The sequence below is a fragment of the Streptomyces sp. NBC_00258 genome (genome assembly GCF_036182465.1).
In the GTDB taxonomy this organism is placed as follows: domain Bacteria; phylum Actinomycetota; class Actinomycetes; order Streptomycetales; family Streptomycetaceae; genus Streptomyces.
In genome coordinates this window covers 10,028,272-10,051,329 of the sequence record NZ_CP108081.1, presented here as the reverse complement: position 1 = coordinate 10,051,329, position 23,058 = coordinate 10,028,272, and the positions used below count along the sequence as shown (strand labels likewise).

Sequence of the window (23,058 nt, the reverse complement as noted above, 5' to 3'; positions counted from 1 at the left end):
GGGGGTCGGTCAGGCAGGGGTGCGGGTGCGGTACTTCGTCGGTTCCCACCACACGCGGTTGTCGCGATACCAGTCGACGGTCTCCGCGAGTCCCTTGCGGAAGTCGTGGGAGGGGGCGTACCCGAGGGTGGCGATCTTGGACCAGTCGACGGAGTAGCGCAGGTCGTGGCCCTTGCGGTCGGTGACGTACTCGACGCTGTCCCAGTCGGTGCCGCAGGCTTCCAGGAGCAGCGCGGTGAGTTCGCGGTTGCTCATCTCGGTTCCGCCGCCGATGTTGTAGACCTCGCCGGCGCTGCCGCGGTTGCGGACGCATTCGATGGCCGCGCAGTGGTCCTCGACGTGCAGCCAGTCGCGGACGTTGCGGCCGTCTCCGTAGAGGGGTACGCGGCCGCCGTCGAGGAGGTTGGTGACGAAGAGGGGGATGACCTTCTCGGGATGCTGGTAGGGGCCATAGTTGTTGGAGCACCGGGTGACCCTGACGTCGAGTCCGTGGGTGCGGTGGCAGGCGAGGGCGAGCAGGTCGCTGGAGGCCTTGGACGCCGAGTAGGGGGAGTTGGGGCGCAGCGGGTCGGACTCCGGCCAGGATCCTTCGTCGATGGATCCGTACACCTCGTCCGTCGACACGTGGACGAAGCGGTCGGTGTCGTGGCGCAGCGCGGCATCCAACAGGGTGTGTGTCCCCAGCACGTTGGTGCGGACGAACTCCGCCGAGCCGGCGATGGACCGGTCCACGTGGCTCTCGGCGGCGAAGTGCACGATCTGGTCGGCGTCCGCGACGAGCCGGTCCACCAGTGCGGTGTCGCAGATGTCTCCCTCGACGAGGTCGAGGGCGGGGTGGGCGAGGTCGAGGTTGGCCCGGTTGCCCGCGTAGGTGAGCCGGTCCAGGACGGTGATGTGCAGGTCGGTTCGGTCGGCGAGCAGTCGGCGGACGTAGGTGGAGCCGATGAAGCCCGCGGCACCTGTGACGAGCAGCCTGGTGGTCATGAGCTGATCTGGAAGGTGCTGTGGTCGCCGAGGACCAGCCGGTGGGCGTTGGGGACGCGGGGCACGGAACTGCCGTGCACATGGCGGCCGATGAGTGACGCCTCGATCCGGCGGATGCCGGTGACGGACGAGTCCCGCATCATGATCGAGAACTCCAGTTCGCTGTCGAGGACGCGGCAGTTCTCGGCCACGGAGGTGAAGGGGCCGATGTAGGAGTCGTGGATCTCGGTGCCGGCTCCGATGCGTACGGGGCCGACGATGCGCGATCCCCTGACCCGGGCACCGCTCTCCACCACGACGCGTCCGATGATCTGCGAGGCGTCGTCGACCTCACCTTCGATGGACGACTCGATGCTTTCCAGGATGATGCGGTTCACCTCCAGGATGTCGGTGACGTTCCCGGTGTCCTTCCAGTAGCCGCTGATGATCTGGGAGCGGACGTCGGCTCCGCTGTCGATGAGGTACTGGATGGAGTCGGTGATCTCCAACTCGCCTCGCCAGGAGGGCTTGACGGCCTGGACGGCTTCGTGGACGAGCGGGGTGAAGAAGTAGACGCCGGCCAGCGCCAGGTCGCTGCGCGGGTGTTCGGGCTTCTCCTCCAGGCCGACGACGCGTCCCTGTTCGTCCAGGACCGCGACGCCGAACGCCCGCGGGTCGGGGACCCGCGTCAACAGGATCTGCGCGTCGGGTCGTTCGTCGCGGAACCGGTCGACGAGGTCCTCGATGCCGTCGATGATGAAGTTGTCCCCGAGGTACATGACGAAGTCGTCGTCGCCCAGGTAGTCCCGGGAGATACGTACCGCGTGGGCGAGGCCCAGCGGCTGGGCCTGGGCGATGTAGGTGACGTCGAGCCCGAAGGACGAGCCGTCGCCGACGGCGTCCTGGATCTCCTCGGCGGTGTGGCCGACGACGATGCCGACATCGGTGATGCCCGCCGCGGCGATCGACTCCAGTACGTAGAACAGGATGGGCTTGTTGGCGACGGGCACCAACTGCTTTGCTGACGTGTGTGTGATCGGGCGGAGCCGTGTACCGGATCCGCCGGACAGAACGAGCGCTTTCACCCAACTCCCTAGGTCCGAGCCGGTGGAGAGTCATCGCAGGGGGGCGGGACGGGCCCGTCGAGGGTCGCGTCGCCGCCTCGATATTCCGTGGTCCGGCGACGAAATCTTTACGCGAAGCCCCTGGACCGGATAACCCCTAACTCCCGTCGGCAGGCCCCTATCGTCGTTCGGACAGCCATCTCGAAAGGAGATCAACAGCGCGCCGAGTCGGCCGGGCCAGTCTAAAACGGAGGTAAAGCAAAACCCTCACGTGTGAACGCTCATGCGATATATTCATACGTACGTACGCGACATCTAACGGGGGAGAGGGTTGCGACCATGCTGTTCGTGGAGCGCGACGAGGAACTGCACACCCTGCACAGACTGTTGGGTGATGCTGCGGCGGGGCACGGCAGAGCGGTCCTGATCAGCGGGGCGATCACCTCGGGCAAGACGGCGCTGCTGGAGGCACTGTCACATCAGGCCCAGCACTCCGGCGCCCTGCATCTCGCGGCCACCGGCTCAAAAGCGGAACGCGCGCTTCAATTGGGTGTGATGGACCAGCTGTTCCACAGCGGCTCACTGCCGCCGGAGATGGCGGCGCGCGCCACCGAGCTCGTCACCGTGGAGGCCCTGCCACCGGGCGAGAGCGGACTGGAGTCGCGCACACTGCGCCAGCCGGAGGCCCATCGCGTCCACCAGATCTGTGCGCTGCTCCAGGAACTCTCCGAGGAACAGCCGATCCTGCTGACCGTTGACGACACCCACTACATGGACGGCACCTCCTGGCAGGTTCTCCTCTATCTCCAACGCCGAATACGATCGGCCCGTATCCTGCTCGTCCTGACGACTCATCAGCGGCAGGGTCACGGCCACTCCCCCTGGCACTTCGAGTTCACCCGGTACCCCCACCAGCGCCTCCGGCTCCGGATGCTCAGCGAGCGGGGCGTGGCGGATCTCGCGGACCGGCACCTCCCTCCCGCCGACGCGGACCAGTTGGCCACCAGTCTGTACCAGTTCAGCGGCGGCAACCCGATGCTCGTCAGGGCCCTGCTGGAGGACAGCGCGGCATGGCTCTCCGCGGAGGGTGGGCGGGGGCCCACGGCGACGGAGACCACGGCGTTCGGCCAGGCCGTCGTCGAGTGCATGCACCGCTGCGAGGCTCCGCTGCGCGGTGTCGCCCACGCCCTCGCCGTACTCGGCGACTCGGCCTCCGAGGACCGGCTGAGCCGGCTCTCCGGCCTGACCCCCACCGCCGTGTCGCAGGCACTCGTGGCCCTGAACGCGGCGGGGATCGTCGACCAGGGCTTCCGGCACCCCGCGTCTGCCGCGGCCATCCTGGAGAGTCTCGACGCCGGCACCCGCACGTCGCTGCACCTGCGGACCGCCGAACTGTTAAGGGAGGACGGCGCCTTGGCCTGGCAGGTCGCGGTCCATCTCGTCGAGGCGCAGTCGGTCGGCGGCGACTGGGCCATGGACACACTGCTGGAGGCGGCCCGCCAGGCCCTGTCCACGGACCGCCAGGATCTGGCGATGCAGTGTCTGGCACTCGCGCTCAAGGGGTGCCCGGACGAGGAGTCGCGCACCACGGTGCACCAGGCGCTGAACCACACCGAGTGGCGTATGAATCCCGCGGCGTCCTCCCGGCATCTGCCACCTCTCTACCAGGCCGTCCGCGAGGGCCGGCTGAAGGGGAAAGAAGCGGTGTCCGTCGTACAGCACATGCTGTGGACCGGCGGCCCTCAGGCACAGAGCGCTTTCGAAGAGGTATCGGCCCAGCTCACGTCCCCCTCGGACGCCCCGGCGCTGGCCCAACTGCAGCTCACCCACCAGTGGTTGTACGGGCTGCGCCATCCGAGGGCGGGCAGCGCCGGGACGGATCGCGAGGTGCCGCCCCTGCACGAGCTGCGCACCGCCGGAGGCAGTCTCTGGTCGCGTGCGGCGGCCGTACTGTCGGCGTCGATGCGGTCCGAGGCCGAGCGCGTGGTGGACGAGAGCGAACGACTGCTGCGCAGCTGCCAGGTCGGGGACGAGACTCTGGAGGTGATCGCCTCCTCGGTGGCGACCCTCACCATGGCGGGGCGCCTCGACCGCGCCGCGGGCTGGTGCGACGCCCTGATCCAGGAGACCCAGCGTTCCAACGCCCGCACGTGGGAGGCGCTGTTCACCGCATTGCGAGCGGACATCTCGCTCCGGCAGGGCGACGTCTCGGCCGCCGCCGCGCGAGCCGGGCACGCCCTGACACTGGTTCCGGCCGAGGGCTGGGGTGTCGTCGTGGGACTGCCGCTGTCGGTGCGGCTCGCCGCCCACGCCGCGATGGGCGACCTGGCCGCGGGGGCGGAGACCGCCCAGATCAACGTGCCGCCGGAGATGTACGACACGGTGTTCGGCCCACGCTACCTCCTGGCCCGCGGGCAGTTCGGGCTGACCGCGGACCGCGTCCTGGCAGCCGTCAGCGACCTCCAGCAGTGCGGTGCCATGCTGCGCGAGCGGAATCTGGACCACCCCTCCCTGGTGCCGTGGCGCACCGAGCTTGCCCGGGCCAACCTCGTCATGGGCTGGGAGCAGACGGCCCGGCAACTGCTCCTCGACCAGGAGGAACTACCCGGCGGGAAGAGCCCCCGGGCCCGTGGGGGCGCACTGCGGGTGCTCGCCTCGGCCAGCCCACTCAAACAGCGTCCCGCACTGCTGCGCCGGGCGGTGGACGCCCTGCAGAACTCGGGCGACCGGCTGGAACTCGCCCACGCCCTCGCAGACCTCAGCCAGGCCCACCACACCCTGGGAGAGTTCCGGCGCGCCCGGATCATGGCCCGCCGGGCGACGCAGGAGGCGAAGGCGAGCGGCGCGGAGGAGTACCTGCGGCCCGCGCAGTCCGGCTCGGCGGACGGTGAGCCGACCGAATCCGCCGGCGGTAGCTCGGCGGCCCCGGCTCTCAGCGACGCCGAACGGCGCGTGGCAACGTTGGCAGCGCTGGGGCACACCAACCGGGAAATCGGGCGACAGCTGTACATAACGGTCAGTACGGTCGAGCAGCACCTGACCCGGGTGTACCGAAAGCTCAACGTCAGCGGCCGCTCGGACCTCCCGGCAGGCCTGTCGCTCCAGCAGCTCCCCGGCACGACCGCCCAGGCCCGCTGACCCGCGCTCTTCGACCTCGCGAGCGAACCGCGCCGCCAGCAGGTGGGCGCGGGTGCCTCACCCCGAGACACCCGCGCCTCCCGGCAGTCAGTCCGCCCGAGCCCTGACGAACCGTGCCCTCCGGGCCGGCCCGGTCACGTTCTGGTCTGCGCGGTCAGGTCCGGGCCGGCTCGGTCGACGCCGCCGATGCGTACGGAGCCCTCGTCGGCGTCGTACAGCAGTGACAGCGGTGACAGCAGTGACGCGACGGTGGACTTGCCCGCGCCGGACGAGCCGACGAGGGCGACCGTCCGGCCGGGGCCGGGCGAGCGCGGAGACAAAGTCAGGGCGCCTCAACAGGCTGCCGACGGGGGGCGCTTCAAGCGTGCGCGCCGTGCTCCGGGCGCATCTTCGTGGTCACCCACTCCACGACCTCCTGCGTGGAGGTGCCCGGTGTGAACAGGGCGGCGACTCCTCGTTCCAGCAGGGCCTTGATGTCGACGTCGGGAATGATGCCGCCGCCGAAGACCACGATGTCCAGCGCCTCCGCCTGACGGAGCAGGTCGACGACCTCTGTGAACAGGGTCATGTGAGCGCCCGACAACACGGAGAGTCCGATGCCGTCGGCGTCCTCCTGGATGGCCGTGGTCACGATCTGCGCGGGTGTCTGGTGAAGTCCGGTGTAGATGGCCTCGACCCCGGCATCGCGCAGGGCACGCGCGATGACCTTGGCGCCGCGGTCGTGGCCGTCGAGTCCCGGCTTCGCCACGACGACGCGGAGGGGTTCGTTCGGCACAGGTGAGTCTCCTTGTCTCGCCACTGGCGTCCGGGGGTTCACGACGCGTCCGCGGGGATGTACGTCCCCCACACCTCGCGCAGGGCGTTGCACACCTCGCCGACCGTCGCCCGGGCCCGCAGCGCGTCCTTCATCGGATACAGGACGTTGTCCTGGCCCTCGGCGGCCTTCTTCAGGGCGGCCAGGGCCGCGTCCACCGCCGGCTGATCACGCTCGGCACGCAGCCTGGCCAGCCGTTCGGCCTGCTGGGCCTCGATCGCCGGATCCACCCGCAACGGCTCGTACGGCTCCTCGACGTCGAGCTGGTACCGGTTGACACCGACCACGACCCGCTCACCCGAATCGGTCTCCTGGGCGATCCGATACGCGTTGCGCTCGATCTCCCCCTTCTGGAAACCCTGCTCGATGGCCTCGACCGCACCCCCCAGCTCCTCGACCCGGCCCATCAGGTCGAGCGCGGCCGCCTCGACGTCGTCGGTCATCCTCTCGATCACATACGAGCCCGCGAACGGATCGACCGTCGCGGTCACGTCCGTCTCATGGGCGAGGACCTGCTGAGTGCGCAACGCCAGACGCGCGCTCTTGTCCGTCGGCAGCGCGATCGCCTCATCGAAGGAGTTCGTGTGCAGCGACTGGGTACCGCCCAAAACCGCGGCCAGACCCTGCACCGCCACCCTCACCAGGTTCACCTCCGGCTGCTGCGCCGTCAGCTGCACCCCGGCCGTCTGCGTATGGAAGCGCAGCATCAGCGACTTGGGACTCTGCGCCCCGAACTCCTCACGCATCACCCGCGCCCAGATCCGGCGCGCCGCCCGGAACTTGGCGACCTCCTCCAGCAGCGTCGTACGGGCCACGAAGAAGAACGACAGCCGGGGCGCGAAATCGTCCACGTCCATCCCGGCCGCCACCGCCGTACGCACGTACTCGATACCGTCGGCCAGAGTGAACGCGACCTCCTGCACGGGCGAGGCACCCGCCTCCGCCATGTGGTAACCGGAGATCGAGATGGTGTTCCACCGCGGGATCTCGGCCCGGCAGTACCGGAAGATGTCCGCGATCAGCCGCAACGACGGCTTCGGCGGGAAAATGTACGTACCGCGCGCGATGTACTCCTTCAGCACATCGTTCTGGACCGTGCCGGTCAGCCGGCCGGCCGGCACACCCTGCTCCTCACCGACCAGCTGGTACATCAACAAAAGCAGCGCGGCGGGCGCGTTGATCGTCATCGACGTCGACACCCGGTCCAGCGCAATCCCGTCGAACAGCACCCGCATGTCCTCGACCGAGTCGACCGCCACCCCCACCTTGCCGACCTCACCCGACGCGATCGGGGCATCCGAGTCATGGCCCATCTGCGTGGGCAGGTCGAAAGCCACCGACAGACCCGCCGTGCCGTGCGCGATCAGCTGCCGGTAACGGGCATTGGACTCGACGGCCGTACCGAACCCGGCGTACTGCCGCATGGTCCACGGCCGACCGGTGTACATCGACGGATAGACACCCCGCGTGAAGGGATACCCACCCGGTTCGCCCAGCCTCTCCCCCGGATCCCAGCCCTCCAGGGCATCCGGCCCGTACACCGGCTCGATGGGCAGCCCGGACTCCGACTCACGCACGACTGTCCTCCTTCACGTCTGCCACATGGCCTCGACGATAGGTATCGGGTTTCTCCCGCGCGTACCCCTAGACCCCCCTCAAGCGCCGCGGGCGGATCTGGCCCAACAGGCTGATCTATAGGGGAACTTCAGGGGTGTCCGAGGGAGGCGGCCCGACGAAGAATCGTTGCGAGACGAGAGGATGCCCATGCGTAGAGTCGCCCACGATTCCTCCGCCATCGCGATGAGCTCCGTACAGCTGGAAGGCGGTCCCAACGAGCTGTCCGGGACGGTCGAGCTCGCCGAACTGGACGAGGTGAACATCTCCGAGGAGAAGATCAAGATCCGTTACGGCAACGGATACGAGCACTACGAGACCGTCCGCCCGGCGCCGCCGAGGACCAGCGGCGGTGAAGAATCCGAGCCCATGACCTTCCGGTGGGTCGGCCGTACCAAGATCGCCGAGTAGGCAGAACTCCGGGAACGTGTCCCGGACCCGCAGCACCGTGTTCCGTCACCCCCTACGGTGGACACAGCGCTGCGGGTCCGGGACACGTTCGTTTGTCGGCAATGCCGACGACTCCGCGGCTTCTACGACGTGGCAACCGTCCCCGACCGCGCTCCATAGGCGCGCGCGGAACTGCGCGGCCAGCCACGATGGCGCCGCAGACGGTCGACGGCACATCCACGTCACATCACGGCACTTCGAGCGGAGCGCTGAGCGGACTTCGCCGGCCGGCATCTCGGCGGTGTCGGTCGACCGGCGGAACAACAGCCGGGCCAGGATCGCCGTCAGCCACCAGTACTTGGCCAGGGACGGCGAGAACTGGATTGCGGGAGCACCGGCGCAGAACCAACGGCGGGCATGCGCACCCCCCGCAGGCGAACGAAGCCTGGCCGGAAGCTGCAACTCACTTCCTTCACAGCTTACTTCATGTATTGACGAAAGCGGTCCAGACCTTTAGGTTCACGGCTCAGCATCGCACCGTGTGACGCATCCACCGTTCATGAGGTGAACGCTGCCTCGGTTGTTCCTGCTCTGGTATGGGCCAGTCCGACTGGGACTGCACCCGCGTCTTCGCCGCGTACACCGGCTGATCCAGCCTCACCCCCCACCCCACCCCCCACCATTCGCCGACCCCCTCGGCAAGGAGAATCCGTGTCCTCCCACTTCCCCGCCGCGCTCGAACGCCGCCTCAGATCCGCTGCCGCCGCGCTGGTCACCGCAGCCGTCGCTTCCCTGCTCACCTCCGCGCCTGCGCCCGCGAGCGCGGCGGCGAGCGCGGCCGCCGCACTGCCCACCGGCTTCGCCACCGTCATGAACGCCGCGAGCGGCAGATGCCTGGACGCCAGGTCCGCCGCCACCGCCAACGGCACCGTCGTGCAGCAGTACGCGTGCAACAGTTCGACGGCCCAGCGGTGGAGCTTCACCGCCACGAGCGACGGCTACGTCCGTGTCAACAACGGCAACAACACCGGTCAGGTCGTTGACGTCGCCGACACGTCCACGGCCGACAACGCGCCCGTCCATCTGTGGGCCTACGGCGGCGGCACCAACCAGCAGTGGCTGCCGGTCGACGAGGGCGGCGGCGCCTACCACTTCGTGAACCGCAACAGCGGCAAGTGCCTGGACGACCCCGGCGCCTCGACCGCGGACAGCGTGCAGTTCGTGCAGTACACCTGCAACGGCAGCGCCGCCCAGCGCTTCCAGGTGGTCCCCGTGACCCAGTCCGGCACGAATCCGGACCTCGGCCCGAACGTCGCCGTCTTCGACCCGTCGATGTCGTCCTCGACGATCCAGACCAGGCTGAACTCGATCTTCCAGCAGCAGGAGACGAACCAGTTCGGCGCCCAGCGCCACGCCGTCCTGTTCAAGCCGGGCTCCTACAACGCCGACGTCAACGTCGGCTTCTACACCCAGGTCGCGGGTCTGGGTCTGACCCCGGACGCGGTCACGATCAACGGCGCGGTGCATGCCGAGGCCGACTGGTTCCAGGGCAACGCGACGCAGAACTTCTGGCGCGGCGCCGAGAACCTGTCGGTCAACCCGACCGGCGGCACCGACCGTTGGGCGGTCTCGCAGGCCGCCTCGTACCGCCGGATGCACCTGCGCGGCAACGTCGCCCTCGACGACAACGGCTGGTCCAGCGGCGGTCTGCTCGCCGACACCAAGATCGACGGGCAGGTCAACTCCGGCAGCCAGCAGCAGTGGCTCACCCGCAACTCCCAGCTCGGCGGCTGGACCGGCTCCAACTGGAACATGGTCTTCGTCGGCAGCCAGGGCGTCCCGGCCACCAGCTTCCCCAGCCCGCCGTACACCACGGTCGCGCAGACCCCGGTCAGCCGGGAGAAGCCGTCCCTGTACATCGACGGCAACGGCGCCTACCAGGTCTTCGTACCGTCCGTGCGGTCCAACTCCACCGGCACCAGCTGGGCGAACGGATCCCCGTCCGGCAGCTCGCTGTCTCTTGACACCTTCTACGTCGTGAAGCCGGGTGCGACCGCCGCGGACATCAACGCGGCGCTGGCGGCGGGCAAGAACCTCCTGGTCACCCCGGGTGTCTACCACCTCAACCAGACACTCCAGGTGAACCGCGCCAACACCGTCGTCCTCGGTCTGGGCCTCGCCACGTTCATCCCGGACAACGGCATCACCGCGATGAAGGTGGCCGACGTCGACGGCGTGAAGGTCGCGGGCGTCCTCTTCGACGCGGGCACCACCAACTCGCCCACCCTGATGGAGGTCGGCCCGACGGGCTCGTCCGCCTCGCACGCCGCGAACCCGACGTCCCTGCACGACGTGTACTTCCGCGTCGGCGGCGCCGCCGTCGGCAGGGCGACCACGAGCCTGGTGATCAACAGCGACAACGTCATCGCCGACCACACCTGGATCTGGCGCGCCGACCACGGCAGCGGCGTCGGCTGGAACACCAACACCGGGGACACCGGCCTGATCGTCAACGGTGACAACGTCACCGCGTACGGCCTGTTCGTCGAGCACTACCAGAAGTACCAGACCATCTGGAACGGCAACGGCGGGCGGACGTACTTCTACCAGAACGAGATGCCGTACGACCCGCCGAACCAGTCGGCCTGGATGAACGGCTCCACGCAGGGCTACGCCGCCTACAAGGTCGCCGACTCCGTCACCAGCCACCAGGCCTACGGACTCGGCAGCTACTGCTACTTCAACGTGAACCCGGGCGTGGCCGCCGAACGGGCCATCGAGGCACCGAACAACCCCAATGTGCGCTTCACCAGCATGGTGACCGTCTCTCTCGGCGGCGTGGGCACCATCCGGCACGTCGCCAACGGCACGGGCGGCCCGTCCAACTCCACGACCAACGTGGCCAATCTGACCAGCTACCCCTGAGCACACCAGCTCCGACGACGGCCGTCCCCGCGCTCAGGGGACGGCCGTTCCACCCCCTACACCCAAGGAGCGTCCTCAACCATGCACAGACCCCGTTTCCTCAGCAGGTTCGCGGTCCTCGCCGCGCTGTCCGCGGTCCTCACCGCCCTGCTCACCGTGACGCCCGCCCAGGCCGCCGACGGCTCGATCACCGGGCTCGCCGGCAAGTGCGTCGACGTCGCGGGTGCCAACAACGCCAACGGCACGGCCGTACAGCTCTACGACTGCAACGGGACAGGCGCCCAGATCTGGTCCAACCCGGGTGACGGCACCCTGCGTGCGCTCGGCAAGTGTCTGGACGTCGTCGACCGCGGCACCGCGGACGGCGCGGCGGTCCAGCTGTGGGACTGCTCCGGCGGCACCAACCAGCAGTGGGTGGTCAGCGGCGCGAACGACATCGTCAACCCGGCCGCGAACAAGTGCCTGGACGTCACCGGCAACAACAGCGCCAACGGTACGCGGCTGCAGATCTGGACCTGCTCGGGCGGCGCGAACCAGAAGTGGAGCGCGCCCGCGAGCGGTGGCGGGGGCACCCCGTCCGGATTCGTCGTCACCGAGGGCCAGTTCAACCAGATGTTCCCGAGCCGGAACTCCTTCTACACGTACAGCGGCCTGACCGCCGCGCTGAGTGCCTACCCCGGCTTCGCGAAGACCGGCAGCGACACGGTGAAGAAGCAGGAGGCCGCGGCCTTCCTCGCCAACGTCAACCACGAGACCGGCGGTCTCGTCCACATCGTCGAGCAGAACACCGCCAACTACCCCCACTACTGCGACTGGGGCCAGCCGTACGGCTGCCCGGCCGGCCAGGCCGCGTACTACGGCCGCGGACCGATCCAGCTCAGCTGGAACTTCAACTACAAGGCCGCGGGCGACGCGCTGGGCATCGACCTCCTGGGCAACCCCTGGCTCGTGCAGAACGACGCCGCCGTGGCCTGGAAGACCGGCCTCTGGTACTGGAACACCCAGAACGGCCCCGGCACCATGACCCCGCACAACGCCATGGTCAACCAGGCCGGCTTCGGCCAGACGATCCGCTCCATCAACGGCTCCCTGGAGTGCGACGGCAAGAACCCTGCGCAGGTGCAGAGCCGCGTGGACGCCTACAACCGCTTCACCTCGATCCTCGGCGTCTCGCCGGGCAGCAACCTGTACTGCTGACGCCGGCTGCTCAACAAGGAGCCCCCATGCGCAAGTTGAGATCCCTCGCCAAGGTTCTCCTCGGCACGCTCGGCGCGATGACGCTCGTCGTCGCGATCCCGGCGACCGCCCACGCGAACGTCCTGACCCTGCTGCCGCAGAACGCGAACGGCCTGGAGCAGACCTACTCCCCCGCCTACGACTACGACCGTGACGGCTGCTACGCCACCGCCGCCATCGGCGCCGACGGCACCATCAACCCCGGCCTGAAACTGGGCGGCGACGTCAACGGCAAGTGCCACGACCCCGCCCAGCTGAACAACGCCAACACCTACTCGCGCGAGAAGTGCAACAACGGCTGGTGCGCGGTCATGTACGCCAGCTACTTCGAGAAGGATCAGGTGACCCTGGGCCCGGCGGCCATCGGTCACACCCACGACTGGGAACACGTCATCGTGTGGATCAACAACAACGAGGTCCAGTACGTGTCGGTGTCCCAGCACAACACCTACCAGACGCTCGCACGGTCGCAGATCCGCTTCGACGGCACCCACCCGAAGATCGTCTACCACAAGGACGGCGTCTCGAGTCACTGCTTCCGCTTCGCCAACAGCAACGACGAGCCGGCGGAGAACGCCACGGGCAACTGGTTCTATCCGCGGCTCGTCGGCTGGGAGGGTTACCCGGCCGGTTACCGCTCCAAGCTCAGCGGTGCCGACTTCGGCTCGGCCACCTTCAAGATCGACGACGGCGACTTCCAGTGGGCGCTCGATTACACGAGCCCGGCGGGAATCCCCTTCGACCCGTACGCCTGACGCCCGGCCCTCCGAGGTCGGCAAACGGTCCGTCGACAGGCCCCCGCAGGCTCTCGCCTGCGGGGGCCCTCCATTGCGGCGAAGTACGGGTACCTCACCGATCGGTGGGTTCCACGGCCCAGGTCTTCCGGCCGGCAGCTGTGCCAATAGGGTTCCACCGTGACCGCCACCCTGAGTTCCACCAAGGCCCGCGCCGCGCTCCGCACATCGGCGCGTTTTTCCGCGGAGTTGCTGCTGATATTCGCGATGCTCGCAGTGACTCTGTGGCTTCTCGGCCGGATGTGGTCGGTGGTGTGGCCGCTCGTCGTCGGCCTGCTGCTGACCACACTGACCTGGCCCCTGGCCCGTTTCCTGCGCCGTCACGGATGGAAGCCCGCTCTCGCCGCGTCCGTCGTGACCGTGCTGTTCCTCCTCGTCGCGCTCGGCGTCGTGGCACTGATCGCCGTACCGGTGGCCTCCCAGTCCGGTGAGCTGACCGACGGCGTCGTCGATGGCATCCAGAAGCTGCGCGAGTGGGCCTCGGGGCCACCGTTGAACGTCGGCGACGACGAGATCACCAAGGCCATGGACAGCGCGGTCGCCCGCGCCCAGGACGGCCTCGGCAGCATGGTCACCACCGTGATCACGGGAGTGAGCACCATCGTCAACGGCGTGGTCACCGCCGTGCTGGCGCTCTTCCTGATGTTCTTCTTCCTCAAGGACGGCCCGCGCTTCCTGCCGTGGCTCGCCCGTCAGCTGCCCGGCCGGCTCGCCACCGACATCCCCACCGTTGCCTCGCGCGGCTGGACCACCCTGGGCGCCTTCGTACGGTCCCAGGCCGCCGTCGGCCTGCTCGACGCCGTTCTGATCGGCGTGGGCCTGTGGGTCGTGGGGGTGCCGCTGGTGCTCCCGTTGGCGGTGCTGACCTTCGTCTCCGCGTTCGTGCCGATCATCGGCGCCCTGTTCGCCGGTTTCGTCGCGGTCCTCATCGCACTGGTCTCCAACGGCCTGACGGACGCACTGATCGTGCTGGCCATCATCATCGTGGTGCAGCAACTCGAGGGGAACGTGTTCCAGCCCATGATCCAAAGCCGTGGGCTCGGCCTCCACGCGGCCGTGATCCTGCTGGCGGTGACACTGGGCGGCAGTCTGGCCGGCATCGTGGGCAGCCTGCTCGCCGTACCGATCGCCGCACTCGTCTCGGTGGTCTGGAACTACGTGCGCGAACAGCTCAGCGAGCCGCCGCAGGAGCCAGTGACCGAAGGATGATCCGGCGGTCAGGGCAACGGCCGTAACCGGCCGCGCGAACGCTACGGCCGGGACGCCCGAAACAGCCTCAACTCCGCCGAACTGCGCAGCCCTCTCCGCTACAACGGCTACAACACGGTCCCGAGCCGTTCCGCGCCCGGTCCGGTGACGCCCGGCAGTCCGGCGGCCCGGCCCGTTGCCAGGAGGAGGAGGTCGCCTGCCGGGCCCCGGGCCTCGTCCTGGCCGTCTCCCCTCGACCAGTCCACATCAGTGGCCACGAGCCGTACGCCCCGCAGGCGCTTGCGGGCGCCGTAGAAGGGGCTGGACACGGCGTGTTCCAGCGCCGCGATCGTCTGCTGTTCAGGAGTGGGGCGTACGCGCCCCAGAGGACGCGCGATGTCCTGGCCGTGGACCAGCACGTCGACCAGCGGATCCAACGGCGCGGACAGGGGCGCGCGGCGAGTCGAGGCCGCCGTCTCGCGGAACTGCGCGATGAGCTCCGCGGGACCGAAGGCGGCTGCCCGCTTCCGCGCCGCGTCGAACTCCATCCGCTCCCAGTCGCCGCGCGCCCGGACCATCCCTCTGACCATGCCGGGCAGTGTCGTGCGCGTCGACAGGGTCAGGTGAGCCACCACGTCGCGCACGGTCCAGCCGGTGCAGAGTGATGGCACTTCCCAGTCGGCGCCTTCCAGATCGTCGAGAAAGTCGGCGAGGCCCAGCCGTTCGGCCTTCGTCCACGAAAGAACCCGTTCACGGTCCATGGCCGGCTCTCCTCACAGTGGGACACGAGTGATGTCGCCGGTTATGACTGGACACCTCGGCCGAACTGATCGGCCCTGCCGCGTGACCTGGCGCACACATTCTCGCCCTCATCCGCACCCACCTACAGTCGTTCACATATGAAGACACCCCGCGTGAACCACCCCGCGGATATCAAGGGCTTGCTGCACACCCCTTGACGCCTTCGGCGCCACCCACTCAATAATGAGCGTCCACATATCTAAACCGTGTTTTTCCTTGTGGACAAAGTTCGTGGTCGTAGAACAGCGCGGAGGAACAGTGACTGACCCAGGCTCAGTGCGCACTCGTTCGATCACCCGGATCCGCCGGGGGCGAACGGCGGGCGCGTTCGCGTCCGTTGTCGTACTGCTCGCCGCCTCGGGATGCTCGGTGGCCGGCGGCGACCCCATCGGGGAAGGTCCCGGCACCCTGCGTGTCGTACTGCCCGAGGAGCCGCCGACCCTTGAGCCCTGCGATGCCTCGCTCACCGCGACGGGCCGGGTGACGCGCGCCAACATCACGGAGGCGCTCACCGAGCGGGACCCGTCCACCGGGCGCCTGGAACAGGCGCTGGCCACCAAGTGGACACGAAACTCGCCCACTTCATGGACCTTCACCCTGCGCGAGGGGGTCAGGTTCCATGACGATTCGCCGTTCACGGCCGAGGCCGCCGCGTTCTCCATCAAGCGTGCCACCGACTCGGACATCGACTGCAACGTAGACGGATACATCTTCACCGAAAGCAAGATCACCGCAAAGGCGGTCGACGACACCACACTTGAGGTCACCACGGCCGAGCCGGATCCGATCCTCCCGCTGCGCCTGTCCTTCGTCGAGATCGTGCCGCCGAGCACGGACCCCGATTCCAGGGTGCGTGAGCCGGTCGGCACCGGTCCGTACCGGATCGACGAATGGAGCCAGGGCCGCTTCCTCCGCCTGAAGCGCTTCTCCGGCTACTGGGGCGAGACCCCCGACTACGCCGCTGCCAAGTACGTCTGGCGCGCGGAGGGCAGCGTACGGGCGGCCATGGTCACCAACAACGAGGCGGATGTGGCGATCGGGCTCGCCCCCGAGGACGGGGCGGGCGACCGCGCGGTCGAGTTCACCACCAACGAGGTCTCGTACCTGCGGATGGATGCCACCAAGGCGCCTCTCGACGACGTCCGGATCCGACGGGCCATCAACTACGCCGTCGACAGGGAAGGTCTGGTCACCGCGGTCTTCTCGGGGCGGCCGAGCGGCCAGCTCGTGTCGAAGGGCGTCACCGGATACAACCCGCGCGTCAAGCCGTGGCCGTACGACCCGAAGCGCGCCAAGCGGCTGGTGGCCGAGGCACGCGCCGACGGAGTGCCGACCGACACCACCATCACGATCATCGGCCGCACCGGCATCTACCCGAAGGCCGCCGAGGCGATGGAGGTCGTGCAGGACGGCCTGCTCAAGGCCGGACTGAAGGTCAAGATCAAAATGCTGGACGTCAACGCCTGGCTGGAGTACCTGCTGCGCCCCTTCCCCAAGGGAATCGGCCCCACCCTCCTCCAGGCACAGCACGGCAACCAGGCGGGAGACGCCGCGTTCACGATGGGACAGATCTACGGCAGCAAGGGCGCCCAGAGCAGCTACGGCACCCCCGAACTCGACGCGCTGACGAAGCAGGCGCAGCTCGCGTCGGGCGACAAGCGGCAGAAGGCCTTCGCGGACGCGTTCGCCCACCAGAACGACGAGGTCGTACGGGACGCCGTGATGGCCAACATGACCGGCATCCTCGCCCTCTCCTCGAACGTCCGCTACCGGCCGGACTCGGCGACCAACGACGAAATGCGGCTCTCCGACATGCGCCGCGCGGACTGAGGAAGGAGCGGACCGATGTTCACGATGCTGCGTCGCCGCGCGGTCTCCAGTGTCATTCCCTTGCTGGTCGTGGTCCTGGGAGTGTTCTTCCTGGCCCGGCTCACCGGAGACCCCGCCAATCTGTACCTCCCGCTCAGCGCGACCCCGGAGATGAGGGCCGAGTTCTCCGCCCGCAACGGCTTCGACCAGCCGCTGATCAACCAGTTCGGCGACTATCTGGTCCAGGTCGCGCACCTCGACTTCGGTGAGTCGCTGCGCACCGCCCAGTCGGCGAGCGGGGCGGTCCTGCGGGCCTTCCCCGCCACCCTCCAGCTGGCCGGGTGGACGATGCTGCTCGCCATCGTGGGTGCCGTGGTGATCGGCAGCCTGGCGGCCTACCGGCCCAACTCGGCGACCGACCGGATCGCGAGCTTCCTGTCCTCGACGGCCGCGAGCGTCCCCGACTTCTGGTTCGCCATCATGGGCGTACTGGTCTTCGCGGTGACACTGGGCTGGCTGCCCACCTCCGGTACGAGCGGCGCGGCGGCCTGGGTCCTGCCCGTTGCCACACTGCTCATCCGCCCGTTCGGCGTGCTGGTCCAGGTGGTGCGTGGCGCCATGGTCTCCGCGCTCTCCGCCCCGTACGTCAAAGTGGCGCGCAGCAAGGGCGCCAACGAAGTGCGGGTGGTCTTCGGGCACGCCCTGCGCAACGCGGCCGCACCCGCGCTCACCGTCGCCGGCGACCTCGCCGTCGGCCTGGTCAACGGCGCTGTCGTCGTCGAAACCATCTTCGGCTGGCCCGGCATCGGCAAGCTCATGATCGACTCGGTTCTTCAGCGCGACTTCGCGGTGTTGCAGGCCGCTGTCCTGCTCACCGCCCTGGTGATCTTCGCGCTCAACATCCTCGTGGACATCTGCCACGCGATTCTCGACCCGCGTGTCCGGCAGCGGGCGGCGGCGTGAGTCAAGGAAGTGACATGCTCCAGAAGAACAACGGCCACAGCGACGGCGCCGGGAGCGGCGACGTCCCGAAGGACGCGGACGACGGCAGCGGCACGAGTCCTGGAACCGGCCAGGTGACGGCTCGGCGCAAGTGGCTCGCCCTGCTCCTCCAGGACCGGTTCGCCTGCGCGGCGGTTCTGATCCTGCTCGGCGTCGCGCTGTGCGCGGTACTGGGTCCGCTGCTCATCGGGGACCTGGCGACACGTCAGAACCTGCGTGATCCCGGGAGGGAGCCCTTCAGTCTCGACCACGGCTGGGCGTTCTTCCTCGGGAGCGACTCGCTGGGCCGGCCGGTCGCCGCGCGGCTGATAGCCGCGGCCGGGACCACCCTGTCCGTGGCCGTGCCCGCCGTGCTGTGTTCGCTCGTCGTCGGCTCGGTCTGGGGCATGTGGGCGGGCTTCCACGGCGGTTGGCGCGAGAACGTGTCCCTGCGGATCGCCGACGTGATCCTCAGCTTCCCGTCTCTTCTGCTGGCCGTGGTCGTGCTGTACGTGTTCTCGCCGAGCGCCTCCGGCATCGTGCTGGTTCTCGCCGTCGCCCGGATCCCCGTGTACCTGCGCACCGCGCGGGCCGAGTCCGCGGAACTGCGCAGTCGGCTGTTCATGGACGCCGCCCGCACCTTCGGCACCAGCAGCTGGGCGAGCATCCGACGCCATGTCGCTCCCACGGTGCTGCCCACCCTGCTCACCGTCGCCGCGCTCGACTTCTGCTTCGTGATGCTGACCGAGTCGTCGCTGAGCTTCCTCGGCATCGGCATCCAACCGCCGGACGTGAGCTGGGGCCTGATGGTGGCTCAGGGGCGCCAGGAGCTGCAGAGCTCGTGGTGGATCGCGGTCTTCCCCGGACTCGCCATCGTCGTCACCACCGTCTCGGCAACGGTCCTCGCCGCCTGGGCCCGCCTCGCGACCGACCCGGGCCAGCGCTGGCGTCACGGCCTGCGCCGCGGCGGCCGCGGTCGGCTCCGCCGGCCGGGGACCGGAGTGACGGGGGCCGGAGTGACGGGGACCGGAGTGACGGGGACCGGAGTGACGGGGGCCGGTCGGGGTTCGGCGCCCGAGAGGACCGAGACGGCCGCGGCGGCACCCGAACCAGAAGCCGCACCGCACCGCCCAGCCGTACCCGACGCAGAAGCCGTGCCCACCCCGGCGACCCCGGGAGCCAAACTCACCCCCGGCGACCCTGCCTCAACCAGCGCCGACACCCTGGCCGTCAACAACCTGTCCGTCGACATCCGTACCGCCGCAGGTCCCGTCCCCGTCGTACGCGGCGTCAGTTTCGCCGTGCGTTCGGGCGAGACGCTGGCTCTGCTGGGCGAGTCCGGGTGCGGCAAGAGCATGACGGCGCACGCGGTCGCCGGGCTGCTCGATCCGGCGGCCGAAGTCGTCGGCGGGCAGGCCCTGTTGGAGGGCGAGGACCTGATGGGGCTCGGCGCACGGGCCCGGCGTCGGCTTGCCGGACCGGGCCTCGCCATCGTCTTCCAGGACGCGCTCAGCGCGCTCAACCCCGTCCAGACGGTGGGGGCACAGCTCGCGGAGCCGTTCCGTATCCACGAGAGGATGTCCCGGCGCGCGGCGCGGGCGAAGGCCGTCGAGTTGATGGAACACGTCGGCATCCCGGAGGCCCGCTCGCGGGCGAGCGCCTACCCGCACCAGTTCTCCGGAGGCATGCGCCAGCGGCTGCTGATCGCGATGGCGGTCGCGCTGCGGCCGAAGGTACTGCTCGCCGACGAGCCCACCACGGCTCTCGACGTCACCGTGCAGGCCCAGATCATGGACCTGCTGCGCGAACTGCGGAGCGAGCAGCGGATGGCTCTGGTGCTCATCACCCACGACCTCGGCCTGGTCGCCGAGCACGCGGACCGGGTCGCGGTCATGTACGCCGGTACGGTCGTGGAGACCGGCCCGGTGGCCGAGGTGTTCGGCAAGCCCAACCACCCGTACACGCGGGGCCTGTTGGAGTCGGTACCGGCCGAGCAGCACAAGGGCAACCGGCTGAACTCCATCCCCGGCAGCCCGCCCGACCCCCGCTCCGTGCCCTCCGGCTGCGCCTTCCGTATGCGGTGTCCGATGGCCCGCGACGTGTGCGCCACGCAACTGCCGGTGCTGGCCGCGACCGGAGCCGACCGTGCAGCCGCCTGCCACTTCGGGAAGGAACTGGCCGATGCCTGAGCCCGGGACGACACTGCTCGAGGCCACCGGCCTGACGAAGAGCTTCGCGGTTCCGCGTACCGCGAAGGGCAGCACCAGGCTGCGCGCGCTCGAAGGGGTCGATCTCCGCCTGGAGCGCGGGGAGACGCTCGGCCTGGTCGGCGAGTCCGGATGCGGCAAGACCACGCTGGCCAGGGTGCTGCTGATGCTGGAGCGGCCCGACGCGGGCACCGTACGGTTCGACGGAGTGGACCCGTTCTCGTTGTCGGGGTCGAAGCTGCTCGCGTGGCGCCGCAAGGTGCAGATGGTCTTCCAGGACCCGTTCGGCTCGCTCAACCCCCGGCTGTGCGCGGCGGATCTGATCAGCGAGCCGTGGCTCACCCACCGCGATCTCGTGCCCGCCTCGAAGCGCGCGGCGCGCGTGGGTGAGCTGCTGGAGATGGTCGGGCTGCGCGCGTCCGACGCGCGTCGCCACCCGCAGGAGTTCTCCGGGGGCCAGCGGCAGCGGATCGGGATCGCCCGTGCCCTGGCGCTCGAGCCCGATGTCATCGTGTGCGACGAACCCGTCTCCGCGCTCGACCTGTCGGTGCAGGCGCAGGTGCTCAACCTGCTGGGTGATCTGCGGGACGAGCTGGGGCTGTCGTACGTGTTCATCTCGCACGACCTGTCCGTGGTGCGGCATGTCGCCGACCGGGTCGCCGTGATGTACCTCGGCAGGATGGTGGAGACGGGGCCGGCGGAGGAGTTGTTCGAGCAGCCGCGGCACCCTTATACGGCGGCACTTCTGTCGGCGGCCCCGTCCCTGGCGACCGGTGGCGGGGCGAAGAGGGAGCGCATCCTGCTCACCGGCGAGATCCCCTCACCGGCCGACCCGCCGTCCGGCTGCAGGTTCAGGACCCGCTGCTGGCGGGCGGAGGACATCTGCGCCGAGACCGTCCCCACACCGATGCCCGAGGCTGCCCACCACAGGGCGGCCTGCCACTTCCCCCTGGAGGTGGCGACCTCGGCAGCAGGGACCTCCTGAGGTCGGCCTCTCCCCGAGGAGCGCGGTGCGGCAGCGCCCCTCGGAGGCGCGGGGAACTGCGCGACCAGCCCCCACCGCCCGCAGGTGCACAGCCCCACCAAGCGGAGCGTCTAGCTCGCCGTTCGCCGAATCCGCCCCGCATACCGCCGCTCCAGGTCGAGGTTCCCCTCGAATCCGCCGGGCACGTTGGCGGACACGTAGACCGGCGGTCGCACGCCCTCGGCGAGCAGCAGCGAGGCCGCTTCGGCGACGGTCATCTGGACGAGCATCACGCCGGTCAGGGTGGAGAGGGCGCAGACGGAGCCGCCACCGGGGAGTTCGAGGAGGGCGTCCCCCCGTGGCGCGGCGTTGTCCAGGACGACGTCGGCGATGTCGGCGAGCTTCCGGCCGCTGGGGTGGGAGGCGGGCACGGCCCGGGTGTGGCTCAGCGAGGTGATGGCCAGGACGCGGTGACCGCGCTCCTTGGCCCGCAGGGCCATCTCCACGATCACGCTGTTGACGCCCGAGTTGGAGATGATGACGAACAGGTCCTCGGGCCGGGCCTCGGCGAGGTCGTAGATCCGCTCGGCGACGCCGGGCTTGCGCTCCAGGAGCGGGTCGTCGAGGACGCTCGGGTCGTCGCCGCCGTACAGCACCAGGTCGGCGATGCTCAGCCGGTTCGTGGGCACGAGCCCCCCGGCACGTCCGGCGAGTTCCAGGACGAGGGCCTGGGAGTGCCCGGTGCCGAACGCGTGGATCACGCCGTCGGTCCGCACACAGTGAGCGATCAGCTCGGCGGCGCGCCGCACTTCACCCTCGGCGGACTCGGCGGACGCTGCGATGCGGTTCAGGGCATCCAGGCCTTCACGCGCAAACCCGCTGGCGTTCACAGAGTCGACGGACACGCGGCACTCCCCACCGGTGGATGAAACCACCATCCCTTACGAGCTTACTTGAATGAATAAACCATAGGTCACGAGCGGCGGGCAACGTCCCCTCCACCCGCGCCGTCACCGCGACCCGGGCCGGACCAGGGCCGGAGGCACCTCCGGTCCTGAGATTCAATCTGCGAGATGGTGGGTGGCTGATACATTCTCAGCTGCACAGCAGGCACCACCGAGGAGATCGGGTACCCCATGGAACGGACCGGCGCCGGCAACGGAATGCCCCCGACGGACGTCACCTCACTGATCCGCACCGAGCTGCCCCGGCTGGCCGGCTCTCTCCGGAAGGTGGGCGAGCTGATCCTGGCGGATCCCGCGGCGGTCACCCACTCCTCCGCCGCCGAGCTGGGCCGCCGTACGGGCACGTCACAGGCCACGGTGACCCGGTTCTGCCGTGCCATCGGCCTCGACTCGTACCAGCACCTGCTGATCGAGCTGGCCCAGGAGCGCGGTCGCGGCGAGGTGTCCGACTGGGGCAGCGCGGAGATCGGCCCCGAGATCTCCCCGGACGACGATCTCGAACGCGTTGTCACCGTCGTCGGCAGCGCCGATCTGCGCGCGGTCCAGCAGACGATCGACCGGATGGACCTTGACGCGCTGGAGCGCGCGGCCCAGGCCGTCGCCCGCGCCCGCCGCATCGACGTCTACGGCGTCGGCGGCAGCGGCGCCGTCGCCCAGGAGACCGAGACCCGCCTCTTCCGTATCGGCTGCTCGGTGCGGGGCTGGAACGAGGTGCACGGGGCTGCCACCTCCGCCGCACTGCTCACCCCGGCGGACGTCGCCATCGCCATCTCGCACTCCGGGGCGACCCGCGAGACCATCGAGCCCTTCGAGCTCGCCAAGGAGCGCGGCGCGACCACCGTGGCGCTCACCTCCGACCCGCGCTCGCCGCTGGCCCGGGCCGCCGACATCCGGCTGATCTCCGCCACCTCGGAAACCAGCTTCCGCACCGGGAGCATCGGCGGCCGGCACTCCGTACTCGTCCTCATCGACTGCCTCTACGTCCGGGTCGCCCAGCTCTCCTACCAGCGCGCGAGCGCCTCACTGGCGCTGACCGACCACATCACCCCGCAGCACACGGTGAAGAACCGCCGTACCCGGTGATCCCCACCCGCGGTGTTCCGACCGACGGTGCCCCGACCGAAGGTGTATGGATGAACCACCGAGAATACCTTCCAATGGTTGTTTGAACCATCCTCTCGGTGCCACGATGGTGCTCCGCCGAG

17 protein-coding genes and 2 pseudogenes are annotated in these 23,058 nt (G+C 69.2%); 12 read left to right on the top strand and 7 right to left on the bottom strand.

Annotated features, from left to right (window positions below; translation table 11 throughout):
- Nucleotides 1-9 precede the first annotated feature (9 nt).
- Nucleotides 10-984: a dTDP-glucose 4,6-dehydratase gene (rfbB, locus tag OG718_RS44740; protein WP_328846840.1), complete on the bottom strand. Its 975-nt coding sequence runs from the start codon at nt 982-984 to the stop codon at nt 10-12.
- A complete protein-coding gene (locus OG718_RS44735; protein ID WP_328846839.1) occupies nt 981-2,048 on the bottom strand; it encodes a glucose-1-phosphate thymidylyltransferase in 1,068 nt (355 codons plus the stop codon). The genes rfbB and OG718_RS44735 overlap by 4 nt, the downstream gene beginning before the upstream one ends.
- A gap of 318 nt (nt 2,049-2,366) precedes the next feature.
- Between OG718_RS44735 and OG718_RS44730 the strand changes: the two genes are divergently transcribed.
- Nucleotides 2,367-5,165, top strand: coding sequence for an AAA family ATPase (locus tag OG718_RS44730; protein ID WP_328846838.1), 2,799 nt, complete (start codon nt 2,367-2,369; stop codon nt 5,163-5,165).
- A gap of 173 nt (nt 5,166-5,338) precedes the next feature.
- Here the strand turns inward: OG718_RS44730 and OG718_RS44725 are convergent.
- The 3 genes and pseudogenes from OG718_RS44725 to OG718_RS44715 all read right to left on the bottom strand — a co-directional run.
- Nucleotides 5,339-5,464 (bottom strand): annotated as a pseudogene (locus OG718_RS44725) (ATP-binding cassette domain-containing protein); the annotation flags it as partial.
- A 59-nt stretch (nt 5,465-5,523) separates the two neighbouring features.
- The gene (locus OG718_RS44720; RefSeq protein WP_143644934.1) at nt 5,524-5,940 is read right to left on the bottom strand and encodes a cobalamin B12-binding domain-containing protein; all 417 of its coding nucleotides are present in this window, start codon (nt 5,938-5,940) and stop codon (nt 5,524-5,526) included.
- Nucleotides 5,941-5,978: 38 nt separating this feature from the next.
- Entirely contained in the window at nt 5,979-7,556 is a 1,578-nt protein-coding gene (locus OG718_RS44715; RefSeq protein ID WP_306941206.1) for an acyl-CoA mutase large subunit family protein, read from the bottom strand.
- Nucleotides 7,557-7,743: 187 nt separating this feature from the next.
- On the opposite strand from OG718_RS44715, the gene OG718_RS44710 reads away from it, so the two are divergent.
- The 5 genes from OG718_RS44710 to OG718_RS44690 all read left to right on the top strand — a co-directional run bounded on the left by OG718_RS44710 (nt 7,744) and on the right by OG718_RS44690 (nt 14,147).
- Nucleotides 7,744-8,004, top strand: coding sequence for a DUF5988 family protein (locus OG718_RS44710; RefSeq protein WP_143642919.1), 261 nt, complete (start codon nt 7,744-7,746; stop codon nt 8,002-8,004).
- 690 nt (nt 8,005-8,694) lie between these two features.
- Nucleotides 8,695-10,908: an RICIN domain-containing protein gene (locus tag OG718_RS44705; protein ID WP_443055260.1), complete on the top strand. Its 2,214-nt coding sequence runs from the start codon at nt 8,695-8,697 to the stop codon at nt 10,906-10,908.
- Between the two features lie 81 nt (nt 10,909-10,989).
- Nucleotides 10,990-12,105, top strand: coding sequence for a chitinase (locus OG718_RS44700; protein ID WP_143642920.1), 1,116 nt, complete (start codon nt 10,990-10,992; stop codon nt 12,103-12,105).
- 26 nt (nt 12,106-12,131) lie between these two features.
- Nucleotides 12,132-12,899, top strand: a complete 768-nt coding sequence (locus OG718_RS44695; protein WP_143642921.1) for an NPP1 family protein — start codon at nt 12,132-12,134, stop codon at nt 12,897-12,899.
- Between the two features lie 171 nt (nt 12,900-13,070).
- Nucleotides 13,071-14,147: an AI-2E family transporter gene (locus tag OG718_RS44690; RefSeq protein WP_443055378.1), complete on the top strand. Its 1,077-nt coding sequence runs from the start codon at nt 13,071-13,073 to the stop codon at nt 14,145-14,147.
- 107 nt (nt 14,148-14,254) lie between these two features.
- Here the strand turns inward: OG718_RS44690 and OG718_RS44685 are convergent, their stop codons facing one another.
- On the bottom strand, nt 14,255-14,887 hold the full coding sequence (locus OG718_RS44685; RefSeq protein WP_328846836.1) for a maleylpyruvate isomerase family mycothiol-dependent enzyme: 633 nt from the start codon (nt 14,885-14,887) through the stop codon (nt 14,255-14,257).
- A gap of 316 nt (nt 14,888-15,203) precedes the next feature.
- Between OG718_RS44685 and OG718_RS44680 the strand changes: the two genes are divergently transcribed.
- The 5 genes and pseudogenes from OG718_RS44680 to OG718_RS44660 all read left to right on the top strand — a co-directional run bounded on the left by OG718_RS44680 (nt 15,204) and on the right by OG718_RS44660 (nt 20,909).
- Nucleotides 15,204-16,757, top strand: coding sequence for an ABC transporter substrate-binding protein (locus OG718_RS44680; RefSeq protein ID WP_328846835.1), 1,554 nt, complete (start codon nt 15,204-15,206; stop codon nt 16,755-16,757).
- A 15-nt stretch (nt 16,758-16,772) separates the two neighbouring features.
- Nucleotides 16,773-17,699 (top strand): ABC transporter permease, encoded by a 927-nt coding sequence (locus OG718_RS44675; protein WP_143642925.1) that lies wholly within the window; start codon nt 16,773-16,775, stop codon nt 17,697-17,699.
- A 14-nt stretch (nt 17,700-17,713) separates the two neighbouring features.
- Nucleotides 17,714-18,619, top strand: a pseudogene (locus OG718_RS44670) (ABC transporter permease); the annotation flags it as partial.
- A gap of 321 nt (nt 18,620-18,940) precedes the next feature.
- Complete coding sequence (locus tag OG718_RS44665; RefSeq protein ID WP_328847937.1) at nt 18,941-19,906, top strand: ABC transporter ATP-binding protein; 966 nt, start codon at nt 18,941-18,943, stop codon at nt 19,904-19,906.
- Nucleotides 19,899-20,909 carry an ABC transporter ATP-binding protein gene (locus OG718_RS44660; protein ID WP_143642926.1) on the top strand — a complete coding sequence of 337 codons (1,011 nt, stop codon included), beginning with the start codon at nt 19,899-19,901 and terminating at the stop codon, nt 20,907-20,909. The genes OG718_RS44665 and OG718_RS44660 overlap by 8 nt, the downstream gene beginning before the upstream one ends.
- A gap of 110 nt (nt 20,910-21,019) precedes the next feature.
- On the opposite strand, the gene OG718_RS44655 is transcribed toward OG718_RS44660, so the two are convergent.
- The gene (locus OG718_RS44655; RefSeq protein WP_143642927.1) at nt 21,020-21,793 is read right to left on the bottom strand and encodes a sugar isomerase domain-containing protein; all 774 of its coding nucleotides are present in this window, start codon (nt 21,791-21,793) and stop codon (nt 21,020-21,022) included.
- Nucleotides 21,794-22,051: 258 nt separating this feature from the next.
- Between OG718_RS44655 and OG718_RS44650 the strand changes: the two genes are divergently transcribed.
- Nucleotides 22,052-22,936, top strand: a complete 885-nt coding sequence (locus OG718_RS44650) for a MurR/RpiR family transcriptional regulator (protein ID WP_143643045.1) — start codon at nt 22,052-22,054, stop codon at nt 22,934-22,936.
- Nucleotides 22,937-23,058 lie beyond the last annotated feature (122 nt).

Excerpts from the sequence above, each read along its gene's own strand:
- rfbB (WP_328846840.1), bottom strand. The coding sequence starts at position 984 with ATGACCACCAGGCTGCTCGTCACAGGTGCCGCGGGCTTCATCGGCTCC.
- OG718_RS44730 (WP_328846838.1), top strand. The coding sequence starts at position 2,367 with ATGCTGTTCGTGGAGCGCGACGAGGAACTGCACACCCTGCACAGACTG.
- OG718_RS44710 (WP_143642919.1), top strand. The coding sequence starts at position 7,744 with ATGCGTAGAGTCGCCCACGATTCCTCCGCCATCGCGATGAGCTCCGTA.
- OG718_RS44700 (WP_143642920.1), top strand. The coding sequence starts at position 10,990 with ATGCACAGACCCCGTTTCCTCAGCAGGTTCGCGGTCCTCGCCGCGCTG.
- OG718_RS44695 (WP_143642921.1), top strand. The coding sequence starts at position 12,132 with ATGCGCAAGTTGAGATCCCTCGCCAAGGTTCTCCTCGGCACGCTCGGC.
- OG718_RS44685 (WP_328846836.1), bottom strand. The coding sequence starts at position 14,887 with ATGGACCGTGAACGGGTTCTTTCGTGGACGAAGGCCGAACGGCTGGGC.
- OG718_RS44675 (WP_143642925.1), top strand. The coding sequence starts at position 16,773 with ATGTTCACGATGCTGCGTCGCCGCGCGGTCTCCAGTGTCATTCCCTTG.
- OG718_RS44660 (WP_143642926.1), top strand. The coding sequence starts at position 19,899 with ATGCCTGAGCCCGGGACGACACTGCTCGAGGCCACCGGCCTGACGAAG.
- OG718_RS44650 (WP_143643045.1), top strand. The coding sequence starts at position 22,052 with ATGCCCCCGACGGACGTCACCTCACTGATCCGCACCGAGCTGCCCCGG.